The sequence below is a fragment of the Polaromonas sp. genome, assembly GCF_012927455.1.
Lineage (GTDB): Bacteria > Pseudomonadota > Gammaproteobacteria > Burkholderiales > Burkholderiaceae_C > Polaromonas.
In genome coordinates this window covers 17603-35126 of the sequence record NZ_JABBPE010000022.1, presented here as the reverse complement: position 1 = coordinate 35126, position 17524 = coordinate 17603, and the positions used below count along the sequence as shown (strand labels likewise).

Annotated in this window: 18 protein-coding genes; 15 read left to right on the top strand and 3 right to left on the bottom strand. The window is 59.3% G+C overall.

From position 1 onward, the window contains the following. The 6 genes from cheZ to HHJ18_RS20555 all read left to right on the top strand — a co-directional run bounded on the left by cheZ (window position 1) and on the right by HHJ18_RS20555 (window position 7930). A complete protein-coding gene (cheZ, locus tag HHJ18_RS20580) occupies window positions 1-642 on the top strand; it encodes a protein phosphatase CheZ (RefSeq protein ID WP_296918369.1) in 642 nt (213 codons plus the stop codon). Between the two features lie 129 nt (window positions 643-771). Then, window positions 772-1914 carry a flagellar biosynthesis protein FlhB gene (gene flhB, locus HHJ18_RS20575; protein WP_296918368.1) on the top strand — a complete coding sequence of 381 codons (1143 nt, stop codon included), beginning with the start codon at window positions 772-774 and terminating at the stop codon, window positions 1912-1914. Further along, window positions 1911-4001 (top strand): flagellar biosynthesis protein FlhA, encoded by a 2091-nt coding sequence (gene flhA / locus HHJ18_RS20570; protein WP_296918365.1) that lies wholly within the window; start codon window positions 1911-1913, stop codon window positions 3999-4001. Before flhB ends, flhA begins: the two co-directional genes overlap by 4 nt. Then, complete coding sequence (gene flhF, locus HHJ18_RS20565) at window positions 3998-6424, top strand: flagellar biosynthesis protein FlhF (RefSeq protein ID WP_296918363.1); 2427 nt, start codon at window positions 3998-4000, stop codon at window positions 6422-6424. The genes flhA and flhF overlap by 4 nt, the downstream gene beginning before the upstream one ends. A gap of 10 nt (window positions 6425-6434) precedes the next feature. Then, window positions 6435-7130 carry a MinD/ParA family protein gene (locus HHJ18_RS20560; protein ID WP_296918362.1) on the top strand — a complete coding sequence of 232 codons (696 nt, stop codon included), beginning with the start codon at window positions 6435-6437 and terminating at the stop codon, window positions 7128-7130. Between the two features lie 56 nt (window positions 7131-7186). After that, a complete protein-coding gene (locus HHJ18_RS20555; RefSeq protein ID WP_296918360.1) occupies window positions 7187-7930 on the top strand; it encodes an RNA polymerase sigma factor FliA in 744 nt (247 codons plus the stop codon). Window positions 7931-8047: 117 nt separating this feature from the next. On the opposite strand, the gene HHJ18_RS20550 is transcribed toward HHJ18_RS20555, so the two are convergent. The 3 genes from HHJ18_RS20550 to flgA all read right to left on the bottom strand — a co-directional run bounded on the left by HHJ18_RS20550 (window position 8048) and on the right by flgA (window position 9565). Further along, window positions 8048-8506, bottom strand: coding sequence for a flagella synthesis protein FlgN (locus HHJ18_RS20550; RefSeq protein WP_296918358.1), 459 nt, complete (start codon window positions 8504-8506; stop codon window positions 8048-8050). Continuing rightward, window positions 8503-8772: a flagellar biosynthesis anti-sigma factor FlgM gene (gene flgM, locus HHJ18_RS20545; RefSeq protein ID WP_296918356.1), complete on the bottom strand. Its 270-nt coding sequence runs from the start codon at window positions 8770-8772 to the stop codon at window positions 8503-8505. Before flgM ends, HHJ18_RS20550 begins: the two co-directional genes overlap by 4 nt. Window positions 8773-8851: 79 nt before the next feature. Then, a complete protein-coding gene (gene flgA, locus HHJ18_RS20540) occupies window positions 8852-9565 on the bottom strand; it encodes a flagellar basal body P-ring formation chaperone FlgA (protein WP_296918354.1) in 714 nt (237 codons plus the stop codon). A gap of 351 nt (window positions 9566-9916) precedes the next feature. Between flgA and flgB the strand changes: the two genes are divergently transcribed. The 9 genes from flgB (at window position 9917) to flgJ (ending at window position 17304) form a co-directional block, all read left to right on the top strand. Further along, window positions 9917-10315: a flagellar basal body rod protein FlgB gene (gene flgB, locus HHJ18_RS20535; protein ID WP_296918353.1), complete on the top strand. Its 399-nt coding sequence runs from the start codon at window positions 9917-9919 to the stop codon at window positions 10313-10315. Window positions 10316-10345: 30 nt separating this feature from the next. After that, on the top strand, window positions 10346-10762 hold the full coding sequence (flgC, locus tag HHJ18_RS20530) for a flagellar basal body rod protein FlgC (protein WP_296918351.1): 417 nt from the start codon (window positions 10346-10348) through the stop codon (window positions 10760-10762). A 41-nt stretch (window positions 10763-10803) separates the two neighbouring features. Beyond that, window positions 10804-11469, top strand: a complete 666-nt coding sequence (locus HHJ18_RS20525; RefSeq protein WP_296918350.1) for a flagellar hook assembly protein FlgD — start codon at window positions 10804-10806, stop codon at window positions 11467-11469. A 61-nt stretch (window positions 11470-11530) separates the two neighbouring features. Then, a complete protein-coding gene (flgE, locus tag HHJ18_RS20520; protein ID WP_296918348.1) occupies window positions 11531-12778 on the top strand; it encodes a flagellar hook protein FlgE in 1248 nt (415 codons plus the stop codon). Window positions 12779-12839: 61 nt separating this feature from the next. After that, the gene (locus HHJ18_RS20515; protein ID WP_296918346.1) at window positions 12840-13583 is read left to right on the top strand and encodes a flagellar basal body rod protein FlgF; all 744 of its coding nucleotides are present in this window, start codon (window positions 12840-12842) and stop codon (window positions 13581-13583) included. An 82-nt stretch (window positions 13584-13665) separates the two neighbouring features. Further along, window positions 13666-14448, top strand: coding sequence for a flagellar basal-body rod protein FlgG (gene flgG, locus HHJ18_RS20510; protein WP_296918344.1), 783 nt, complete (start codon window positions 13666-13668; stop codon window positions 14446-14448). Next, the gene (locus HHJ18_RS20505; protein ID WP_296918342.1) at window positions 14448-15143 is read left to right on the top strand and encodes a flagellar basal body L-ring protein FlgH; all 696 of its coding nucleotides are present in this window, start codon (window positions 14448-14450) and stop codon (window positions 15141-15143) included. Before flgG ends, HHJ18_RS20505 begins: the two co-directional genes overlap by 1 nt. A 2-nt stretch (window positions 15144-15145) precedes the next feature. Continuing rightward, a complete protein-coding gene (locus tag HHJ18_RS20500; RefSeq protein ID WP_296918340.1) occupies window positions 15146-16318 on the top strand; it encodes a flagellar basal body P-ring protein FlgI in 1173 nt (390 codons plus the stop codon). Window positions 16319-16326: 8 nt separating this feature from the next. Continuing rightward, entirely contained in the window at window positions 16327-17304 is a 978-nt protein-coding gene (gene flgJ / locus HHJ18_RS20495; RefSeq protein ID WP_296918339.1) for a flagellar assembly peptidoglycan hydrolase FlgJ, read from the top strand. Window positions 17305-17524: the final 220 nt, after the last annotated feature.

The window sequence follows — 17524 nt, the reverse complement described above, 5'->3', positions numbered from 1 at the left end:
ATGGCGCAGGAAGCACTGTCCAATCCGATCGTTGGCGATTCGGCCGAGCAGCTGGTCAATCGCATCGGCCATTTGGCGCGCCAGATGCGCGAAGGCATGCGTGAGCTGGGCCTTGACAAGGGCATTGCCCGCGTGACTGAAGCAATTCCCGACGCGCGTGAACGCCTCAACTATGTGGCCCAGATGACAGAACGCGCGGCAGAGCGGGCGCTCAATGCGGTTGATATTGCGCAGCCGATTCAGGAAAACCTGTCCAGGCAGGCCAGTGGCCTGACAGCGCGCTGGGATGTCTGGTTTTCAAGCGCGCTAGCGCTGGACGATGCGCGGGAATTGGTCATCGATACCCGCAGTTACCTGTCCGCGGTGCCGCTGAAGGTTAGTGCGACCCATGCGCAGTTGATGGAGATCATGATGGCGCAGGACTTCCAGGACCTGACCGGCCAGGTTGTCAAGAAGATGATGGACATGATCCAGGACATAGAAACCCAGCTGTTGCAGCTTTTGATTGACAACACCCCGATTGAAAAGCGGATGGAAGCGAACAGCGGGTTGCTCAACGGGCCCCAAACCAAGACGGGCAATCCGGATGCGGTCGAAAATCAGAACCAGGTGGACGATCTTTTGGCCAGCCTCGGGTTCTAATAGTCGGCGAAATCCTGATTGCGCAAGGAGCAGGTCTATCGCTGGCTTGTTTGGCCTATCGGTTCAAGGCCGCTGCCCCAATAATCTTTGACATCGGGCGCCTGTTGCGCTTGGTGATCCGGAGCATTGATGGCGGAAGAAAGTGACCTTGAAAAATCAGAACCCGCCTCGCCCGCGCGTCTGGAAAAAGCTCGTGAGGAGGGGCAAGTTGCACGCTCTCGCGAGCTGGTCACGTTTGTGATGCTGGTGACCGGCATGGGCGGCTTGTGGGCCATGGGCGCGATGATGGGGGGGCATTTCAGCAGCGCCTTGCGCAATGGCCTGCAATTTGAGCGGGCCTCAGCATTCGATGCCTCTCACATGATGGTGCAAGCCGGCACAGCAGTGTTGCACGCGCTGCAGGCACTGATGCCGCTGTTGGCCATGATGCTGGTGGCTGCGCTGGTGGCGCCCATGATGCTCGGTGGCTGGCTGTTTTCAACCAAATCGTTGGCGCCCACTTTCTCAAAAATGAATCCTGTGGCCGGAATTGGTCGCATGTTTTCGACCGAATCACTCGCTGAACTGGTCAAGACCATCGTCAAGTCCCTGCTGGTCGGCGGCGTTGCATGGTGGGTCATCTCGGCCGAAGTGAGCGATATCATGGCGCTGATGAGCGAGCCGGTGCATGCGGCACTGCCGCATGCCCTCAAGCTGGTGGCCCTGACTTGCGCGCTCATCATTGGTTCTTTGCTGCTGGTGGCACTCATCGATGTGCCCTACCAGCTGTGGAGCCACCATCGCAAGCTGCGCATGTCGCGCGAGGACTTGCGGCAGGAACAAAAAGAAAACGACGGCGATCCGCAGGTCAAGGCGCAGATCCGCCGGCAGCAGCAGCAGATGGCCAAGCGCCGCATGATGGCCGAAGTGCCCAAGGCCGACATCATCGTTACCAATCCCACCCATTTTGCGGTCGCCCTGAAATACCATGACAAGGAAATGCGCGCGCCACGCGTGGTTGCCAAAGGTGCTGATCTGGTGGCCTTACGCATTCGCGCCATGGCCGAAGAAAACAAGATTCCGATTCTGGAGGCCGCGCCACTGACCCGGGCACTGTACTGCCACACCAAACTGGGCGACGAAATTCCTGCGTCCCTGTATGCCGCAGTGGCCGAAGTGCTGGCCTGGGCGTATCAGCTCAATCACCAGTTGAGCGAAGGCGGCACCGCACCGCGTGCTCCCCAGAATTTGCCAGTTCCAGAATCACTTGATCCCCTGGGGACTACCGCATGACGGTGCTCAATTCATGGTTGCGTCTGCCCAAGCAAATGTTGGCAGGCAGCAATGGCAAGGGGCTGGTAGGTCCTGTCCTGATCATTCTGATTCTCAGCATGATGATTCTGCCACTGCCGCCGTTTTTACTGGACTTGTTGTTCACGTTCAATATTGCGCTGTCCATCATGGTTTTGCTGGTCAGCATGTACACCATGAAGGCGCTGGACTTCGCGGCCTTTCCTGCGGTGCTGCTGTTCACCACGCTGCTTCGGCTGTCGCTCAACGTCGCCTCCACCCGCGTCGTGTTGATGGAAGGGCACACCGGCCCGGACGCTGCCGGTAAAGTGATCGAGGCTTTTGGTCATTTTCTGGTGGGCGGCAACTTTGCAGTCGGCGTGATGGTCTTCATAATTTTAGTCGTGATCAACTTCATGGTGATCACCAAGGGTGCCGGCCGTATTGCCGAAGTCGGTGCGCGCTTCACGCTAGACGCCATGCCCGGCAAGCAGATGGCGATCGACGCTGATCTGAATGCCGGATTGATCGGCGAAGACGTCGCACGCAAGCGTCGCGCCGAAGTGGCACAGGAGGCTGACTTTTACGGCTCAATGGACGGTGCCAGCAAGTTTGTCCGCGGCGACGCGGTCGCGGGTTTACTCATTCTGGTCATCAACATCATTGGCGGCCTGATTGTTGGCGTGGCCCAGCACGACATGGGGTTCTCGGAAGCGGCCACGACATACACCCTGCTGGCGATTGGCGATGGTCTGGTGGCGCAAATTCCGGCATTGGTCATTTCAACTGCAGCCGGTGTGATCGTGTCGCGCGTCACCACCGATGAGGACGTGGGCGGACAACTCACCGGCCAACTCTTTGCCAATCCGCAAGTGCTGTTCCTTACGGCGGGCGTCATCGGCATGATGGGATTGATTCCGGGAATGCCAAACTTGGCGTTCCTGATCATTGCTGGTGGCCTGATCTGGTTCGGGCGGCGCGTCATGCAGCGCAAGGCAAGCGGTGCGGACCTCGTTGCCGCCGCGCCGTCGTCCGCGCCGGCAACAGTGGAGGCGCAGGAAGCCAGCTGGGACGATGTGACGCTGGTGGATCCGCTGGGGCTTGAAGTGGGCTACCGACTAATTTCGCTGGTGGACAGCGCACAAAACGGCGAGTTGTTGGGGCGCATTAAAAGTATTCGCAAGAAGTTCGCGCAAGACATTGGGTTTCTGGTGCCCGTGGTGCATATTCGCGACAACCTGGAGATCAAGCCAAACGCCTATGTGGTCAAGCTCAAAGGCGTGCAGATCGGACAGGGAGAGGCAACACCTGGTCAATGGATGGCCATCAATCCGGGACAAGTCAGCGCGACGCTACCCGGCACGCCTACCAAAGACCCGGCTTTCGGCCTGCCAGCGATCTGGATTGAAGCCAGTTTGCGCGAACAAGCTCAGATCTACGGCTACACCGTTGTCGACGCCAGCACTGTGGTGGCGACGCATCTAAATCACTTGATTCATACGCATGCGGCCGAGTTGTTGGGGCGCCAAGAGGTGCAGCAGTTGCTAGACCGCATTGGCAAGGAATCGCCCATGCTGATCGAAGGCCTGGTGCCCAAGGCCTTGTCACTTACGAGCGTGCAAAAGGTGCTGCAAAACTTGCTTGACGAGGGCGTGTCGATCCGGGACATGCGGACCATTTTGGACGTGCTTGCCGAAAATGCACCTGCTGTGACGGATACGACGGAATTGACCTCGCTGATCCGACTGGCGCTGGGGCGCGCGATTGTCCAGCAGATTTTCCCGGGCAATGAAGAGCTGCAGGTCATCAGCCTCGATGGGTCGCTTGATCGCATTTTGTTGCAGGCGCTTAGTAACAGCAATGGTCTGGAGCCCGGCCTGGCAGATAACCTGTTGCGTGAGGCCCAAGTGGCGATGGCGCGTCAGGCACAGTTGGGATTGACACCCGTTCTGGTGGTGCAGCATCCGCTACGCGTCTTGCTGGCCCGTTTTTTACGGCGTAGTCTGCCGCAGCTCAAGGTACTTTCCCACGCTGAAATACCAGATACCCGCACCATCAAAGTGACCAGCACTATCGGAAGCAAAGCTTGAACACCAATCTGCAAGCCAATACGGCTACCTGTACGATCGTCGCGCCCTCAAGTCGCGAGGCTTTGCGCCTGGTGCGCGAAAAGCTGGGACCCGACGCCATCATTGTGTCCAACCGTGTGACTGACCAAGGCGTCGAGATCGTGGCCATGCTGGAAGAATCAGTCACGGTTCAGCCGACTTTGGCGGCACCAGTTGTTGTGCCCGAGCCAATGGCTGCGCCGCACCCGCCGGCGGTCGCACTGCCTTCTGCGCCAAATATCACCAGCATGGGCGTGGGCGTGGGCGTGGGCGTCGGCGATGACGCCTGCGTTCTGCGCGAAATCCATTCGATGCGCGGCATGATTGAAGAGCAGTTGGCCGGCATTGTGTGGAACGAAGCGCAAAGGCGTGACCCGGTGCGTGGCCACCTGCTGCGTACCCTGCTGGGTGCAGGTTTCAGTGCCCGCCTGGCCAAAGATATCTTGGCCGACCTGCCCACCGGGCAGAGCTATGCCGTGGGGCTGGCCTATGTTAAGTCGACCCTGGCGCGCCAGCTTCCCATTCTTGAAAACGAAGACGCGCTGATGGATGAAGGTGGCGTCTTTGCGCTCATGGGACCGACCGGGGTTGGCAAGACCACTACCACCGCGAAGCTGGCTGCGCGTTACGTCATGCGCTTTGGTCCTGAAAAACTTGCGCTGGTCACGACCGACAGTTACCGGATTGGCGCCTATGAGCAGTTGCGCATCTATGGTCAGATCCTCGGCGTGTCGGTGCATGCCGTCAAAGACGCGGTTGATCTCGAACTGGTGCTGTCGGATCTGCGAGACAAGCACATGGTGCTGATTGACACGGTTGGCAGGAGCCAACGCGACCGCGCCGTGTCCGAGCAAATCGCCATGCTATGCGGCGCCAGTCGGCCGGTCAAGCGCCTGCTGCTGCTCAATGCGACCAGTCATGGCGACACACTCAACGAAGTGGTCCAGGCTTACCGCCGTAGCGAGAAAGCTGGCAGCGCGAACGACCTGGTGGGCTGCATCTTCACCAAAGTTGATGAAGCCACGCACCCGGGCGTGCTGATCGACATGGCCATTCGGCATCGCTTGCCGGTTCACTATGTTTCCAGCGGCCAGAAGGTTCCGGAACACCTTGCCCTCGGTGACCGCAGCGCATTGGTTGACAGCGTTTTTCAGGCCAAAAGCCCGAGCGCCTTCTTTGTGCCCGGCGAGGCTGATCTAGGCGAACGGCCGTCGGCGCCCGGCAATGAGGCGGGCGTGGTTGCGGCAGAGGCCGTCAGTGCACGGCTGCGTTTGCAATGCCACCAATTAATCCGTGCGCTCACCCACAATGCAGAGGAACTGACAATCAACGCGAGCGCGCTCAGCGCCGGCCAGATCGGTTTTGATGAGACCCGGGACCTTTGGCGCCAGCTGTCCGCTGGTCAGGTCGGGCAGAAGGCGATCGCAAAAACCCTGCTTTTGCAGGCACGCACCGGCAGCGAGGTCAGTTGCAGCAACTACGTGTTGACGGTTGCCGGTGAGATCTCCCTGACCCTTGGTCAGCGTGCTGAGGGTCATTCGCTGTTTAGCCATCTGGCGCTGTCTGATCGTACCGGCCTGCCCTTGGCCGCGCCGTTTCAGTGGCTGGCAAAGACCGAACCGCATGGTGGGGTGCAACAGCAAAAATCTGAAAAACCCGTCATCCAGCTGTTGGCGCGTGTGCCTGCGTCCGAGTTGATGCGGGCGTGGCAATCCGGCGGGCTGCAATGGGCGGCAACCGCGACAGGTAGCCAGCGCATCGCCGCTGCCGCCAGCGGCGCTCCGGCCACGCTGGCCAAGCTGGCCGCAGGGCTCGCTTTTGGCGCTTCGGAGCCCGTCCTGTTCCGTAAAAAGTCCGCACTGGTTTCGGTGGCAGAGGCACTGGTCAGCCTGCGTCCTGATTCCCAGGCCAGTAGCGCGCACGCAGACGCGGCGCCTTTGACGCTGCGCTGTGTCATCAGGCGAATTGTGGATGTAGATAGCGGTAAAGCGCTCGCCCACAGCTACGTGCTGGCCAGTACCGGCGTCCAGGCCACAGCGCAGCAAATAGCGCAGTGGCCAGCGTGGCGCGCCGCTGCCGAACCGTACTTCAAACTGCTTAATCAAAGTATTCCTCTGCTCGGAGATGGCGCTGCGGTTGATGGCTCTGACCTGCCAAAGCGTCTGCTGATTGCCGGACAGGCTTGCACCACGGTGTTTCGTTTGCAGCGTGCGCAGGACGCATGGGCGGACACGGCGCGCAAGGTGTTGGCGCAACTGGCTGGTCGATCCGTTCGTCCTGACCGGGCCGTGCCTGGGCTCGCGCTGTTCGAAGGTCTTGGAAAGCTGTTTGCACTGCTGGATGCGCTGGAGACCGAGGGCGCGGCCGCTTCGCCACGGTCCGATCTGGCACCGGCGCAAAGTTAAGGGCGCCACCGTGAAGAAATTCGTGACCGATCAAGCCGATGGCCTGCGTCGCCTGATGGCCGGCAACCCGGGGAGACTCGTGGCCGTGTTGGCCAGCGATCCAGCTGACGTGGAAGGCGTTGCGCGCAACCTCGTTGCAGCGCTGGTGCAGCAGGGTCAGGAGGTGCTGCTGCTCGACGAGCGCAGGGGGCTTCAGAGCACGCCGGTGCGGCGTCAGGGTCGGCTGGTGATGGTTCATGCCGTGCTCGACGGGGACGGCACACTGTCACCCCTGGCCGCGCAGGCCGATCATGTGGTGGTGGTGTTGCGCGCGAATGCGTCGTCGATCAAGGCGTCCTATGTCTGTATCAAGAAGTTGCATCATGCTCATGCGCTGCAGCGCCTGCGCGTGCTGGTCAACGGCGTAACCGACGCTGCCGAAGCGCAGCGCATATTGGCCAATCTGGCACAGACTGGCAGCCGCTACCTGGCGTTGGCGCTTGAGCCGGCGGGCTGGGTCAGGGCCGATCCGCTTCTGGCGCAAGCCCAGCGTCTCAATTTGGCGGTCGTTGAGGCATTCAAGAGTAGCCCTGCAGCCGTGGACTTTCGTCAGATTGCATCTGATTTGTTGCAGTGGCCGCAGCCCCCGGCGCGAAGCCGCCCGCCGTCAGGATCGGCAAATGCGGCCGCTTGCCACGATGCCAGGCCCGTACTGGCGATGCATTGATACAGCCGCCGAAAATGCAATGCCCCCACTGGTTAAGAAAGCAGGAGTGACTTTCAATGTACACCCCTCAGGGAAAGATAGACACATCAGGCTCCGCCCATTTGCTGACCGAATACACGCCACTGGTGCGACGCCTGGCCTTGCAGCTGATCGCTAAACTGCCCGCCAACGTCGAGTTAGATGACTTGATTCAGGCGGGCATGATGGGTTTGCTGGATGCGGCTGGTCGCTATCAGGATGATCAGGGCGCGAAATTCGAAACTTACGCCAGCCAGCGCATTCGCGGCGCCATGTTGGACGAACTGCGCGCCAACGATTGGGTATCACGTGGCCTGCGGCAGTCCTCGCGTGGTGTTGCAAAAGCGGTTCAGGTGCAGGAGCAGAAGCTTGGACGCGCACCCACCGAGAGCGAGATCGCGCAGGAACTGCAACTGCCGTTGCCGGCCTATCAGCACCTTTTGCAGGAGATTCATGGCTGCCAGCTGGTGTATTACGAAGACTTTGATCGCAACGACGAGGAGAACAGTTTTCTCGACCAGCAGTGCCGCGGCGAAGGCAGCGATCGGGAGTGCAGCAATGGGCCGCTGGAGCGATTACTTGAAAGCGGCTTGCGGCATAAGCTGGTGGAAGCCATTGAGGCCATTCCCGAGCGCGAACGTCTGCTGCTGAGTTTGTACTATGAGCAGGAACTGAATCTGCGCGAGATTGGTGCTGTGTTGGAAGTCACTCAATCGCGCGTTTGCCAGTTGCATAGCCAGGTGATCAGTCGCTTGCGTGGAATGTTAAGCGAACACCTTTAGCGACCAGAGCCCCTGACCCTTTCGGCCGGCACGCCCTGCATTAGACTTTCGAACTGACCTGAAAGTAGGTTGACCGGATAGTGCGAATTAACGCGGTTGCCTGTCTGAACGCAGCGCTCACCCCGAGGCCAGACTGTTGCCCTGGCCGGTTCCAGTGTGGTGCGTGCCGTCCGGTCCATACAATGGCTGACCTCTTGCTTTCAGAAAACTGATGGACTGGCGGGTGAAATCCAGGTGTGTATGAACCATCACTCCATTGCGGTGATTGTGCTCACGGGCCTGCGTTGCCAGTTCCCGCAAGTTCCGCCACGCGGTTTGTAGTACTTCGCCTCCAGCCGCCGCGACGGATTCCGCACCGCTGCGATCAGCCGCGTAACCCAAACTAATTTGCTCTAATTCACGTTGATGATCCAACAACGCCACCTGCTCGATCAGCTGTGACTTTCGTTCCGCAAGCGCAGGCAAGGCGGCAAAGTCGCCATGCGACATAGCGGCGGCTTCCTCATCCAGCAATTCGAGGAATGCCCCAACAGCGGCATGCTCCTGCGTCAGGTGATTGAGTAAAAGGCTGCTCATGATGACCGATTGCTTAGCAGGTCACGCACGCTCGCAAGCAGGCCGTCGGCGATTCTGGCGGTATCGACCTGGTAGCGGCCGGCGCTGATGCTTTCGCGAATCTGTGCGACGCGGCCAGCATCAAAATCGCCAATGGTCGAGGGCAGCAAGGGTTGCGCCTGGGTCGCCACGGCAGACGCCGGCCCATTGAGGCTGTTTCTGGTCGTCACCGACGGGGCTGAGCCAGGCACATTCTTCAAATAAGTGACGTTTTGATCGATTTTCATGATGGTTTCCTCAGGGATCTCACCGGTATAACGGCGGTTCAGCTCAAAACTTTAGCAGTTGTCAAAAAATTACTGAAAATCAGTTGGTGCGTTCGACGCTGCCGTCCGTCTGGACGATGCCACTGAGTAATTGCCCTCCCTGAATCTTTACCTGAATGACCGTACCGACTGCGGCATCGGTCATCGCTTTGCCGTCGGCGCTGGCCACAAAGCCTGCCCCACGCGTCACAATCTTGATGCTTTGCCCTTGCTGCACCAGAACCACGCCGCGGAGCAACTCCCGTCGTATCGGCGCCCCTGAAGCGATGCGGTTCGAGGCGACCACGCCGCTCAGTTGCGCCGGATCGACCACCACACTGGCTGGAAGCGCCGCGAGATCGCCTTCACGAACCGTAACATCGGCAGGCGTCAGCGCTTGCCCCGCAGCGATCGGTCGCGCCGCGACATAGTAGCTGGCCACTACCGCGATGTGAGCCGCTACATAGCGGGTCCACGGCGGGTTCTCGTCGCATCGCACCCCCACCGAAACACGTCCCCAGGGACGGGTACCAGGCGGCAAAAACGCCTCGGGTGCCACGCAAGGTGGCAGTGCGCCCAAGCGCGGCGTATCAAGGGCGATGCTGACCTTGCCTGGCAAGCCTGCCGTTTGCACCAATAAAAGTTGCTCGATCGCCGAACCCGCGCTGCCCGAGAGCTGCATTGACGGCGGCGTGGCGCCGCGCGCCGGCATCGCAGCCAGCACCCAGCACAGGGCTGGCGCAACAAAGCTGAGCAGGGTTCTGTGCAGCGGCATTTCAGGATTTCCTCTAAAAATCAACGCATACCAATAAATCTCTAGCGGGCAACCGGGTAACTACGTCATCACTTCGCGTGGAAATACGTGACAGGCCTGCGTGTAACTATTCTAGGCAAGGTGGGCTTGCGCCACGGCTTGAATTGCGCTGCAATCCGGGTCCTGCTCAACCGATTGAGACACCCTGGTTCAAGGTGAAATTCTCCACTCCAAACAGCTGCAAGCGGCATTGAATTGGGCCTTGAAAGTCCATCTGTTCGGGTAATTGACAGCCTGGGGTGTCCCTAAAATTATTTTCACCAGGATCGCCCGGGTGTCCCCGGGAAAAAGACCTCAAACGATGGAAAAGAAATGATAGACAAGCTGGATTCGGCGCTGCGCTTTCATCAGGAGGCACTTAACCTGCGGGCAAGGCGGCAAGAAGTTTTGTCAGCCAATATTGCAAATGCCGACACGCCAAATTTCAAGGCGCGCGACTTCGATTTCAGCAGCAAGCTAACACAAGCGGTAGAGCGGGGCAGGCAGTCCATGACTATGACCAGTACCTCATCCCGCCATATTTCTAGCGAGGCGCAGGCCCTCAGCGAGGGCGATTTGTTGTTCCGCACGCCCAACCAGTCAAGCATTGACGGCAATACCGTGGAAATGGATGTTGAGCGCGTCAAATTTGCCGACAACGCCATGCGCTATGAGCTCAATCTGACGGTGCTCAGTTCAAAAATCAAATCGTTGCTGTCAGCGGTGCAGTAATAGCGCTAAACAGCGACGCGAAAGCAGTCCATGCCCATTACCAATAGTTCACTTGGCATTTTTGACATTGCGGGTTCCGCCATGACGGCGCAATCCCAGCGCATGAACGTGACCGCCAGCAACCTGGCCAATGCCGATAGTGTGTCCGGTCCCGATGGCAAGCCTTATCGCGCGCGTCAGGTGGTGTTTGAGATGATGCCGGCCAATGGTCAGGCTATTGGCGGCGTGAAGGTGGCCCGTGTGGTGGAAGATCCCTCGCCCTTGCGCATGCTGCACGACCCGAAGAATCCACTGGCCAACGCCGAGGGTTACGTCACTATGCCCAACGTTAATGTGGTTGAAGAAATGGTCAATATGATTTCGGCATCCCGCTCCTATCAAGCCAACGTTGAAGTGCTCAATACCGCCAAGACATTAATGTTGAAAACCCTGACGATCGGTCAATAACGTCGTCCGCCGCCCACATTCTCTTCACAGGAAAACTTTTTATGGCCTTGACTGCAACCACACCGGCCGGCAGCGTTGGAAGTGCTGGCGCGCTGACTGCTGCAACGGGTACCGGCGCCGACAGTGAACAGCGTTTTCTTAAGCTGCTGGTCACGCAACTGAATAACCAGGACCCGCTCAATCCTCTGGACAATGCCCAGCTGACCTCGCAGCTGGCGCAGATGAGCACCGTCAGCGGCATCGAAAAACTCAACAGTGCGTTCCAGTCACTGCTGGCCCAAAGTGGTTCAAGCCAGGTGCTGCAATCGGCCAATCTGATTGGCCGCACGGTGCTAGTTCCGGGCAGCGAGCTGGCCCTCAAGCCCGGCCTCGAGGTGCCGTTCGCCGTCGACCTGACCGGTACCGCAGAGACAGTGAAAGTAAGCATCACCAATGCCGCCGGAGAGGTTGTTCGCACCCTTGACCTGGGCGCCTTGCCCGCAGGAGTCAAAACGCTGTCATGGGATGGCATGGCAGACAACGGGGCGCCCGCTGCCGCTGGTGTCTACACCGTCAACGTAGGGGCGTTGGGTGGCGATTCCAAAGTGATGGCTAGTACGCTGACCTACGCAAAAGTTTCTAGCGTGGCGCAGCAAGCCAACGGCGTTGCACTCGATCTGGGTGCCGGCCGCAAAGCCAGCCTCAGCGACGTCAAGCTAATTCTCTGAATTCGACTCATTCGCCAGTCGCAATTATTCAAACGTCAATTTCAAGACAAAAGGAAATACCATGGGTTTCGCACAAGGCGTTAGCGGTCTGAATGCCTCCGCCAGCAATCTCGATGTCATAGGCAACAACATTGCCAACTCCGGGACCATTGGCTTCAAGTCAGGCACTGCCCAGTTCTCTGATGTCTATGCCGGTTCGCGGGTCGGTTTGGGTACCCAGGTGGCCGGCGTGTCACAAAATTTCACGTCCGGCGCGGTGCAAACCAGTTCACGCGCGCTGGATGTGGCAATTGTCAATGGGGATGGTTTCTTCAGGCTGGCCAGCCCCGGGGGTGAGATTGCTTATTCGCGCAATGGCCAGTTCAACATGAACAAGGACGGCTTTATCGTCAATTCAGGCGGTATGCAACTGACTGGCTATCCGGTAGGGGCCAACGGCAGCGTTGCCGGCGGCAGTCCAGCGCCGCTGCAATTGCCAACGACAGCCATGCAGCCGAACTCGACGCAGAACATCGCAGCCCAGTTCAATCTAGACTCGCGCAGCGCGGCCATTCCCGCTGCCACCGCCTTTGATGCCAACGATTCCACCACCTATAACTACGCCAATGCGGTTACGGTCTACGACTCGCTGGGTAATTCCCATGAGCTGTCTACATTCTTTGTGAAAACTGCATCCAACCAGTGGGATGCTTACGCCACCGCAGATGGAAAGCCGCTTGCTTCGGGAGGGGCTCTTGCCACTGCGCCTCCCGCCGCGCCGGTTGCCGGCAAGCAAGGCACACTTACTTTCGATACCAATGGCAATCTGACGTCCGCTCCATCAATAGCGTTCGCTGGTCTGGATTTTGGCAACGGTTCCGGCCCCATGGCATTCGCGGTTGACGTGACCGGCACCACCCAATTCGGCAACGCCAATGATGTTAAAAAGCTGACTCAAGACGGCTACACATCTGGCACATTGACTTCATTTGCCATCAACCAGGATGGCACCGTCACCGGAAAATACTCCAATGAGCAGGCCAAGGCCCTGGGCCAGATTGTCCTGTCTTCTTTTGTGAACCCAAATGGGCTGCAACCCAAAGGCGACAACGTATGGGCCGAGACCTCGGCATCGGGCCAACCCTTGACCGGCACACCAGGCGCGGGTACCAAGCTGGGCGCGCTGACTTCAGGCGCACTCGAAGCTTCCAACGTTGACCTGACTTCCGAGTTGGTCAATCTGATCATTGCCCAGCGCACCTACCAGGCCAACGCCCAGACCGTCAAGACACAAGATCAGGTTATGCAGACACTGGTGAACATGCGCTGATCCCGGCATGGCCGGCTGACCGAGTTGGCCATCGCGGCAAAAAGGAAAAAAAGGAAAAGCTATGGACCGGATGATCTATGTCGGCATGAGTGGTGCCAAACAGGCGATGGAGCAGCAGGCTTCGGTCGCCAACAACATGGCGAATGTGTCAACACCCGGCTTTCGCGCCCAAATCAACAATTTTCGCGCTGTTCCGGTGGTGGGCGTTGAAGCCGCGACCCGAGCCATGGTGGTGGCCTCAACCCCCGGTGCTGACATGCGCAGCGGTCCCATGACGCAGACCGGGCGCGCGCTCGATGTGGCTGTGCGCGGTGATGGCTGGCTTACGCTGCAGCTGCCCGATGGCAGCGAAGCCTATACCCGCGTGGGCAATCTTCAGGTCGGCGCGGACGGCCAGTTGACGACCATGGATTCCCGGCCTGTCGCAGGTGAGGCGGGGCCGCTGGCCGTGCCGCCCGGATCGGCCTTGGTGGTCACTAGCGAGGGCGTGGTTAGCGCTATTGGCGCAGGCGACCCCGCGGTCGGCGCTGCTGAAGTGGGGCGACTGAAGCTGGTCAACCCATTGGCCGCTGATCTGGTGCGTGGCGACGATGGACTTTTCCGCATGCGGGCCGGTGTTGCGCCTGCCCAGGCCGACTCTACTGTGCGGCTGCTGACTGGCACCCTGGAAGGCAGCAACGTCAATCCGGTCGAGGTCATGGTGGACATGATTGCCAACGCACGTCGCTTTGAAATGCATATGAAGACACTGCAGACCGCCGAAAGCAATGATCAGCAGGCGAACAAATTGCTGTCAAACAGCTAAACAATTAGGCTGCCAAATTTCCAGACATTTGTCTCCCTTGATCTGATAGCCACCAGGGCTAGACCACTTTTCAGGACTCCCCATGATTCGCTCTCTCTCCATTGCCAAAACCGGTCTTGATGCCCAGCAGACACAGCTCGACGTTGTTGCCAACAATCTGGCCAACGTGGGTACCACCGGTTTCAAGCGCAGCCGCGCGGTTTTTGAAGACCTGATGTACCAGAACCTGCGCCAAAGTGGTGGTCAGACTTCGGACCAGACCCGCATGCCGTCCGGTTTGCAACTGGGCACCGGCGTGCGCATTGTGGCAACCGAGCGCATTCATAGCCAAGGCAATCCAACCAAAACCGACAACATCAAAGATGTGGCGATCAACGGCAACGGCTTTTTTCAGGTGTTGATGCCGGACGGCACGTCCGCCTATACCCGCGACGGTTCCTTCCAAACCGACCAGAATGGTCAACTGGTCAACGCCAGCGGCTTTCCGGTGCAGCCTGCCATCACGCTGCCGCAAAACGCCACCGGCATGACAATTGGCCGTGACGGCACGGTGTCGGTGGTCCAGGCTGGCAGCACCGCCAGCGTGCAGGTCGGCCAGATCCAGCTGTCTACATTTTTGAACCCCACCGGTCTGCAGGCCAATGGCGAAAACCTGTATGTTGAAACCGACGCTTCAGGCGGGGCCAACCAGAGCGCGCCAGGCCAAAATGGCGCCGGCACGCTCAGCCAGGGCTATGTCGAGTCATCGAACGTCAACGTGGTTGAAGAACTCGTCAACATGATTCAGACACAACGGGCCTACGAAATCAACAGCAAGGTCGTTAAAACTTCCGATGAAATGCTGGCACGACTGGCGCAGTTGTAATGTCCAGGCTGTCCGCGGGCTATCGGCTCATGCTGCAGCTGTTGACCAGCAGTCTGCTGCTGGGCGGCTGCGCGCAAATTCCGCGCGAGCCGCTGGTGCATCAGCCCATGACAGCCCGTGCTGATATGCAGATCCGACCGGCCGCGCCCGTGAATGGGGCGATTTACCGCACCGGTTTCGGTTCGCAGGCCTTGTTTGAGGACAGGCGGCCGCGCTATATCGGTGACATCCTGACTATCCTGGTCAGCGAAAACGTCAACGCCAGCAAGAACTCGGCGGCGGACGCCAGCCGAAGCGGCAGCGCCAGTCTGGACCTCAGCGTGATTCCGAAGATTTTTGAGGGCCTGATCTCCAGTTCGCAAGATGCCACCGTTAGTAGCAAGAACGCCATGAGCGCCAAAGGCGGGGCCAACGCCAAGAACACCTTCAATGGCGTCATCACCGTGACGGTCACCGACGTCCTGCCCAATGGAAATCTGCTGGTCAGCGGCGAAAAGCAGATGCTGATCAACCAAGGCACCGAGTTCATCCGCTTCTCGGGCGTGGTCAACCCGCGCACCGTCAGCGCCAACAACACGATTGCCTCCACCCAGGTGGCTGACGCCCGGATCGAATACAGCGCCAAAGGCTACATCGACGAAGCGCAAACCATGGGCTGGCTGCAGCGCATTTTTCTCAACGTGCTGCCCTTTTGATCATGCAAATCCTACGCCCGCCACTGCAGCGCCACCGCAGAAAAATTCAGATCGCGGCTGTAGCAGGCTTCAGGCTGCGTCTGGTTCCTCTGGCTTTTCTTGCCTTACTGGCCGTTGTTGCTCTGCCGTCGCAGGCCGAGCGGCTGAAAGATCTTGCCAGCATTCAGGGCGTGCGCGACAACCCGCTGATCGGCTACGGGCTGATGGTTGGCCTGGATGGCAGCGGCGATCAGACCCAGCAGACGCCTTTCACCACGCAGAGTCTGAACAATATGTTGGGACAACTCGGCGTGACCGTGCCGCCCGGCACCAACATGCAATTGAAAAATGTGGCCGCCGTGATGGTGACGGCCGTCTTGCCGCCCTTTGTGCGGCCCGGGCAGAACATTGACATCACCGTCTCGTCCATGGGCAATGCCAAAAGTCTGCGTGGCGGCACCTTGTTGATGACGCCCCTGAAGGGGGCCGATGGCCAGGTTTATGCACTCGCGCAAGGCAATATGGTGATCGGTGGCGCGGGCGCATCGGCTGGCGGCTCTCAGGTCAAGATCAACCAGCTGCTGTCCGGGAGGATTCCCGCCGGCGCCATCGTCGAGCGGGCGGTGGAGTCGCCCCTGGGCGGCGATGGCACCTTGCTGCTCGAAATGAACACCACCGATTTTGGAACCGTGCAAAAGGCCGTGGATGCGATTAACCGCAACCTCGGCGCCGGCACCGCCACCGCACTGGACGCCCGTGTCATTCAGGTCACGGCGCCGGCCAGGCCCGAAGAGCGTGTCAGCTTCCTGGCGCGCATACAAAATATCGATGTTGCGCCCGAGCAGGCCATCGCCAAAGTCGTCATCAACGCGCGTACCGGGTCGGTCGTGATGAATCAGGCCGTGAGGATTCAGGATTGCGCCGTGGCGCATGGAAATTTGACAGTAGTGATCAATACCGAACCTGTCATCAGCCAGCCCGGCCCGCTTTCTGGCGGCAGCACCGTCGTGGCCCAGCGCTCGCAGATCGAGCTCAATCAGGCTGGCAGTGCGCTGCAAGTCGTGCGCGGTGGTGCCTCGCTGGCAGATGTCATCAAGGGACTCAATTCGCTGGGCGCCAATCCGCAGGATCTGGTGTCCATTCTGCAGGCCATGAAGGCGGCAGGGGCGCTGCGTGCCGAGCTTGAAATTATTTAAGGTGCTTCATGGCTAGCGCTGGACTCTCCAACCTCAATGGCATAAATCCCGCCGGCTCGGGTGTGCTTGATCAACGCCTGTCGCTGGACGTGCAGGGCGTCGATGCGTTGCGGCGTACCGTTCGCTCATCGCCGCAAGAGGGCATGAAGCAGGCCTCCAAGCAGTTTGAAGTCATGTTCCTTCAGATGATGCTCAAAAGCATGCGCGAAGCGACGCCCTCGGACGGCATGTTCAGCAGCTCGCAGGAAAAAACCTATACCGCCATGCTTGATCAGCAGCTGTCGCAGAATCTTTCTGGCCGTGGGCTGGGTTTGGCCGAAGCCATGTTGGCGCAGCTCAGCCGTTCGATGGGTGGGGATGCTGCCGCACTCGCACCGGGCGTGGCGCGGCAGGGTGGTATGCCGCCAGTCGGGCAATTTGGCGCACTTGGCGCACTGGCGCCCAAGATTGCGCCCGTTTCACGGGCCACGCCCGGCCTCTCGTTCTACGAGGCCGCCACTGCACAAGCCACGCAAAGCCGCAGTGTGTTGCCGCAGGCGCATGTCGAGCAATTCGTGACGCGCATGCTGCCAGCCGCGCAGCGTGCCAGCCAAGCCAGCGGGGTTCCTGCACAGCTAATCATGGCGCAGGCCGCGCTGGAGTCGGGCTGGGGGCGACGCGAAATTCGCGCCGAGGACGGCACACCCAGCTACAACTTGTTCGGCATCAAGGCTGACAAAAGCTGGAAGGGGCCGGTGGCCGAGACCACAACCACCGAATACGTCGATGGCGTGGCGCAAAAAACCCGTGCCACTTTCCGTGCTTATGGCTCTTATGACGAAGCGTTTACAGACTACGCCAAATTCTTGGCCACCAATCCGCGCTACTCCAATGTGCTGGCAACGCAGGACCCGGCTGCGGCGGCGCATGGTCTGCAGCGCGCCGGCTATGCCACGGATCCTGAATATGGTGGAAAGCTAGTTCGCATCATGAAGCAGATGACTTAGCTTTTGTGGCGGGAGGCGATTCAAGGGCCAACAAGTGACGGGAGGGCTGTTTTCTTTAACTAAAGTTCTTCCCATAGTTGACCGATAAACAGAGGTAGTCCAATGTCAACGGCGCTGCTATTCAGACTCACTGGGTGCGTGACAGGGCGCGTCACCATCATTGTTTAAAGGAGTGCTTATGCTCGCGACAAACAGTAACCCAACCCTTATGCGGGAAACA

What these genes read in the sequence shown, in the direction of transcription:
- flgA (WP_296918354.1), bottom strand. Translation starts at nt 9,565, where the DNA reads ATGCCGCTGCACAGAACCCTGCTCAGCTTTGTTGCGCCAGCCCTGTGC.
- HHJ18_RS20505 (WP_296918342.1), top strand. Translation starts at nt 14,448, where the DNA reads ATGTCCAGGCTGTCCGCGGGCTATCGGCTCATGCTGCAGCTGTTGACC.
- HHJ18_RS20515 (WP_296918346.1), top strand. Translation starts at nt 12,840, where the DNA reads ATGGACCGGATGATCTATGTCGGCATGAGTGGTGCCAAACAGGCGATG.
- flgC (WP_296918351.1), top strand. Translation starts at nt 10,346, where the DNA reads ATGCCCATTACCAATAGTTCACTTGGCATTTTTGACATTGCGGGTTCC.
- HHJ18_RS20555 (WP_296918360.1), top strand. Translation starts at nt 7,187, where the DNA reads ATGTACACCCCTCAGGGAAAGATAGACACATCAGGCTCCGCCCATTTG.
- flgB (WP_296918353.1), top strand. Translation starts at nt 9,917, where the DNA reads ATGATAGACAAGCTGGATTCGGCGCTGCGCTTTCATCAGGAGGCACTT.
- flgG (WP_296918344.1), top strand. Translation starts at nt 13,666, where the DNA reads ATGATTCGCTCTCTCTCCATTGCCAAAACCGGTCTTGATGCCCAGCAG.
- HHJ18_RS20500 (WP_296918340.1), top strand. Translation starts at nt 15,146, where the DNA reads ATGCAAATCCTACGCCCGCCACTGCAGCGCCACCGCAGAAAAATTCAG.
- HHJ18_RS20525 (WP_296918350.1), top strand. Translation starts at nt 10,804, where the DNA reads ATGGCCTTGACTGCAACCACACCGGCCGGCAGCGTTGGAAGTGCTGGC.
- cheZ (WP_296918369.1), top strand. Translation starts at nt 1, where the DNA reads ATGGCGCAGGAAGCACTGTCCAATCCGATCGTTGGCGATTCGGCCGAG.
- flgE (WP_296918348.1), top strand. Translation starts at nt 11,531, where the DNA reads ATGGGTTTCGCACAAGGCGTTAGCGGTCTGAATGCCTCCGCCAGCAAT.
- flgM (WP_296918356.1), bottom strand. Translation starts at nt 8,772, where the DNA reads ATGAAAATCGATCAAAACGTCACTTATTTGAAGAATGTGCCTGGCTCA.
- flhB (WP_296918368.1), top strand. Translation starts at nt 772, where the DNA reads ATGGCGGAAGAAAGTGACCTTGAAAAATCAGAACCCGCCTCGCCCGCG.
- flgJ (WP_296918339.1), top strand. Translation starts at nt 16,327, where the DNA reads ATGGCTAGCGCTGGACTCTCCAACCTCAATGGCATAAATCCCGCCGGC.
- HHJ18_RS20550 (WP_296918358.1), bottom strand. Translation starts at nt 8,506, where the DNA reads ATGAGCAGCCTTTTACTCAATCACCTGACGCAGGAGCATGCCGCTGTT.
- flhA (WP_296918365.1), top strand. Translation starts at nt 1,911, where the DNA reads ATGACGGTGCTCAATTCATGGTTGCGTCTGCCCAAGCAAATGTTGGCA.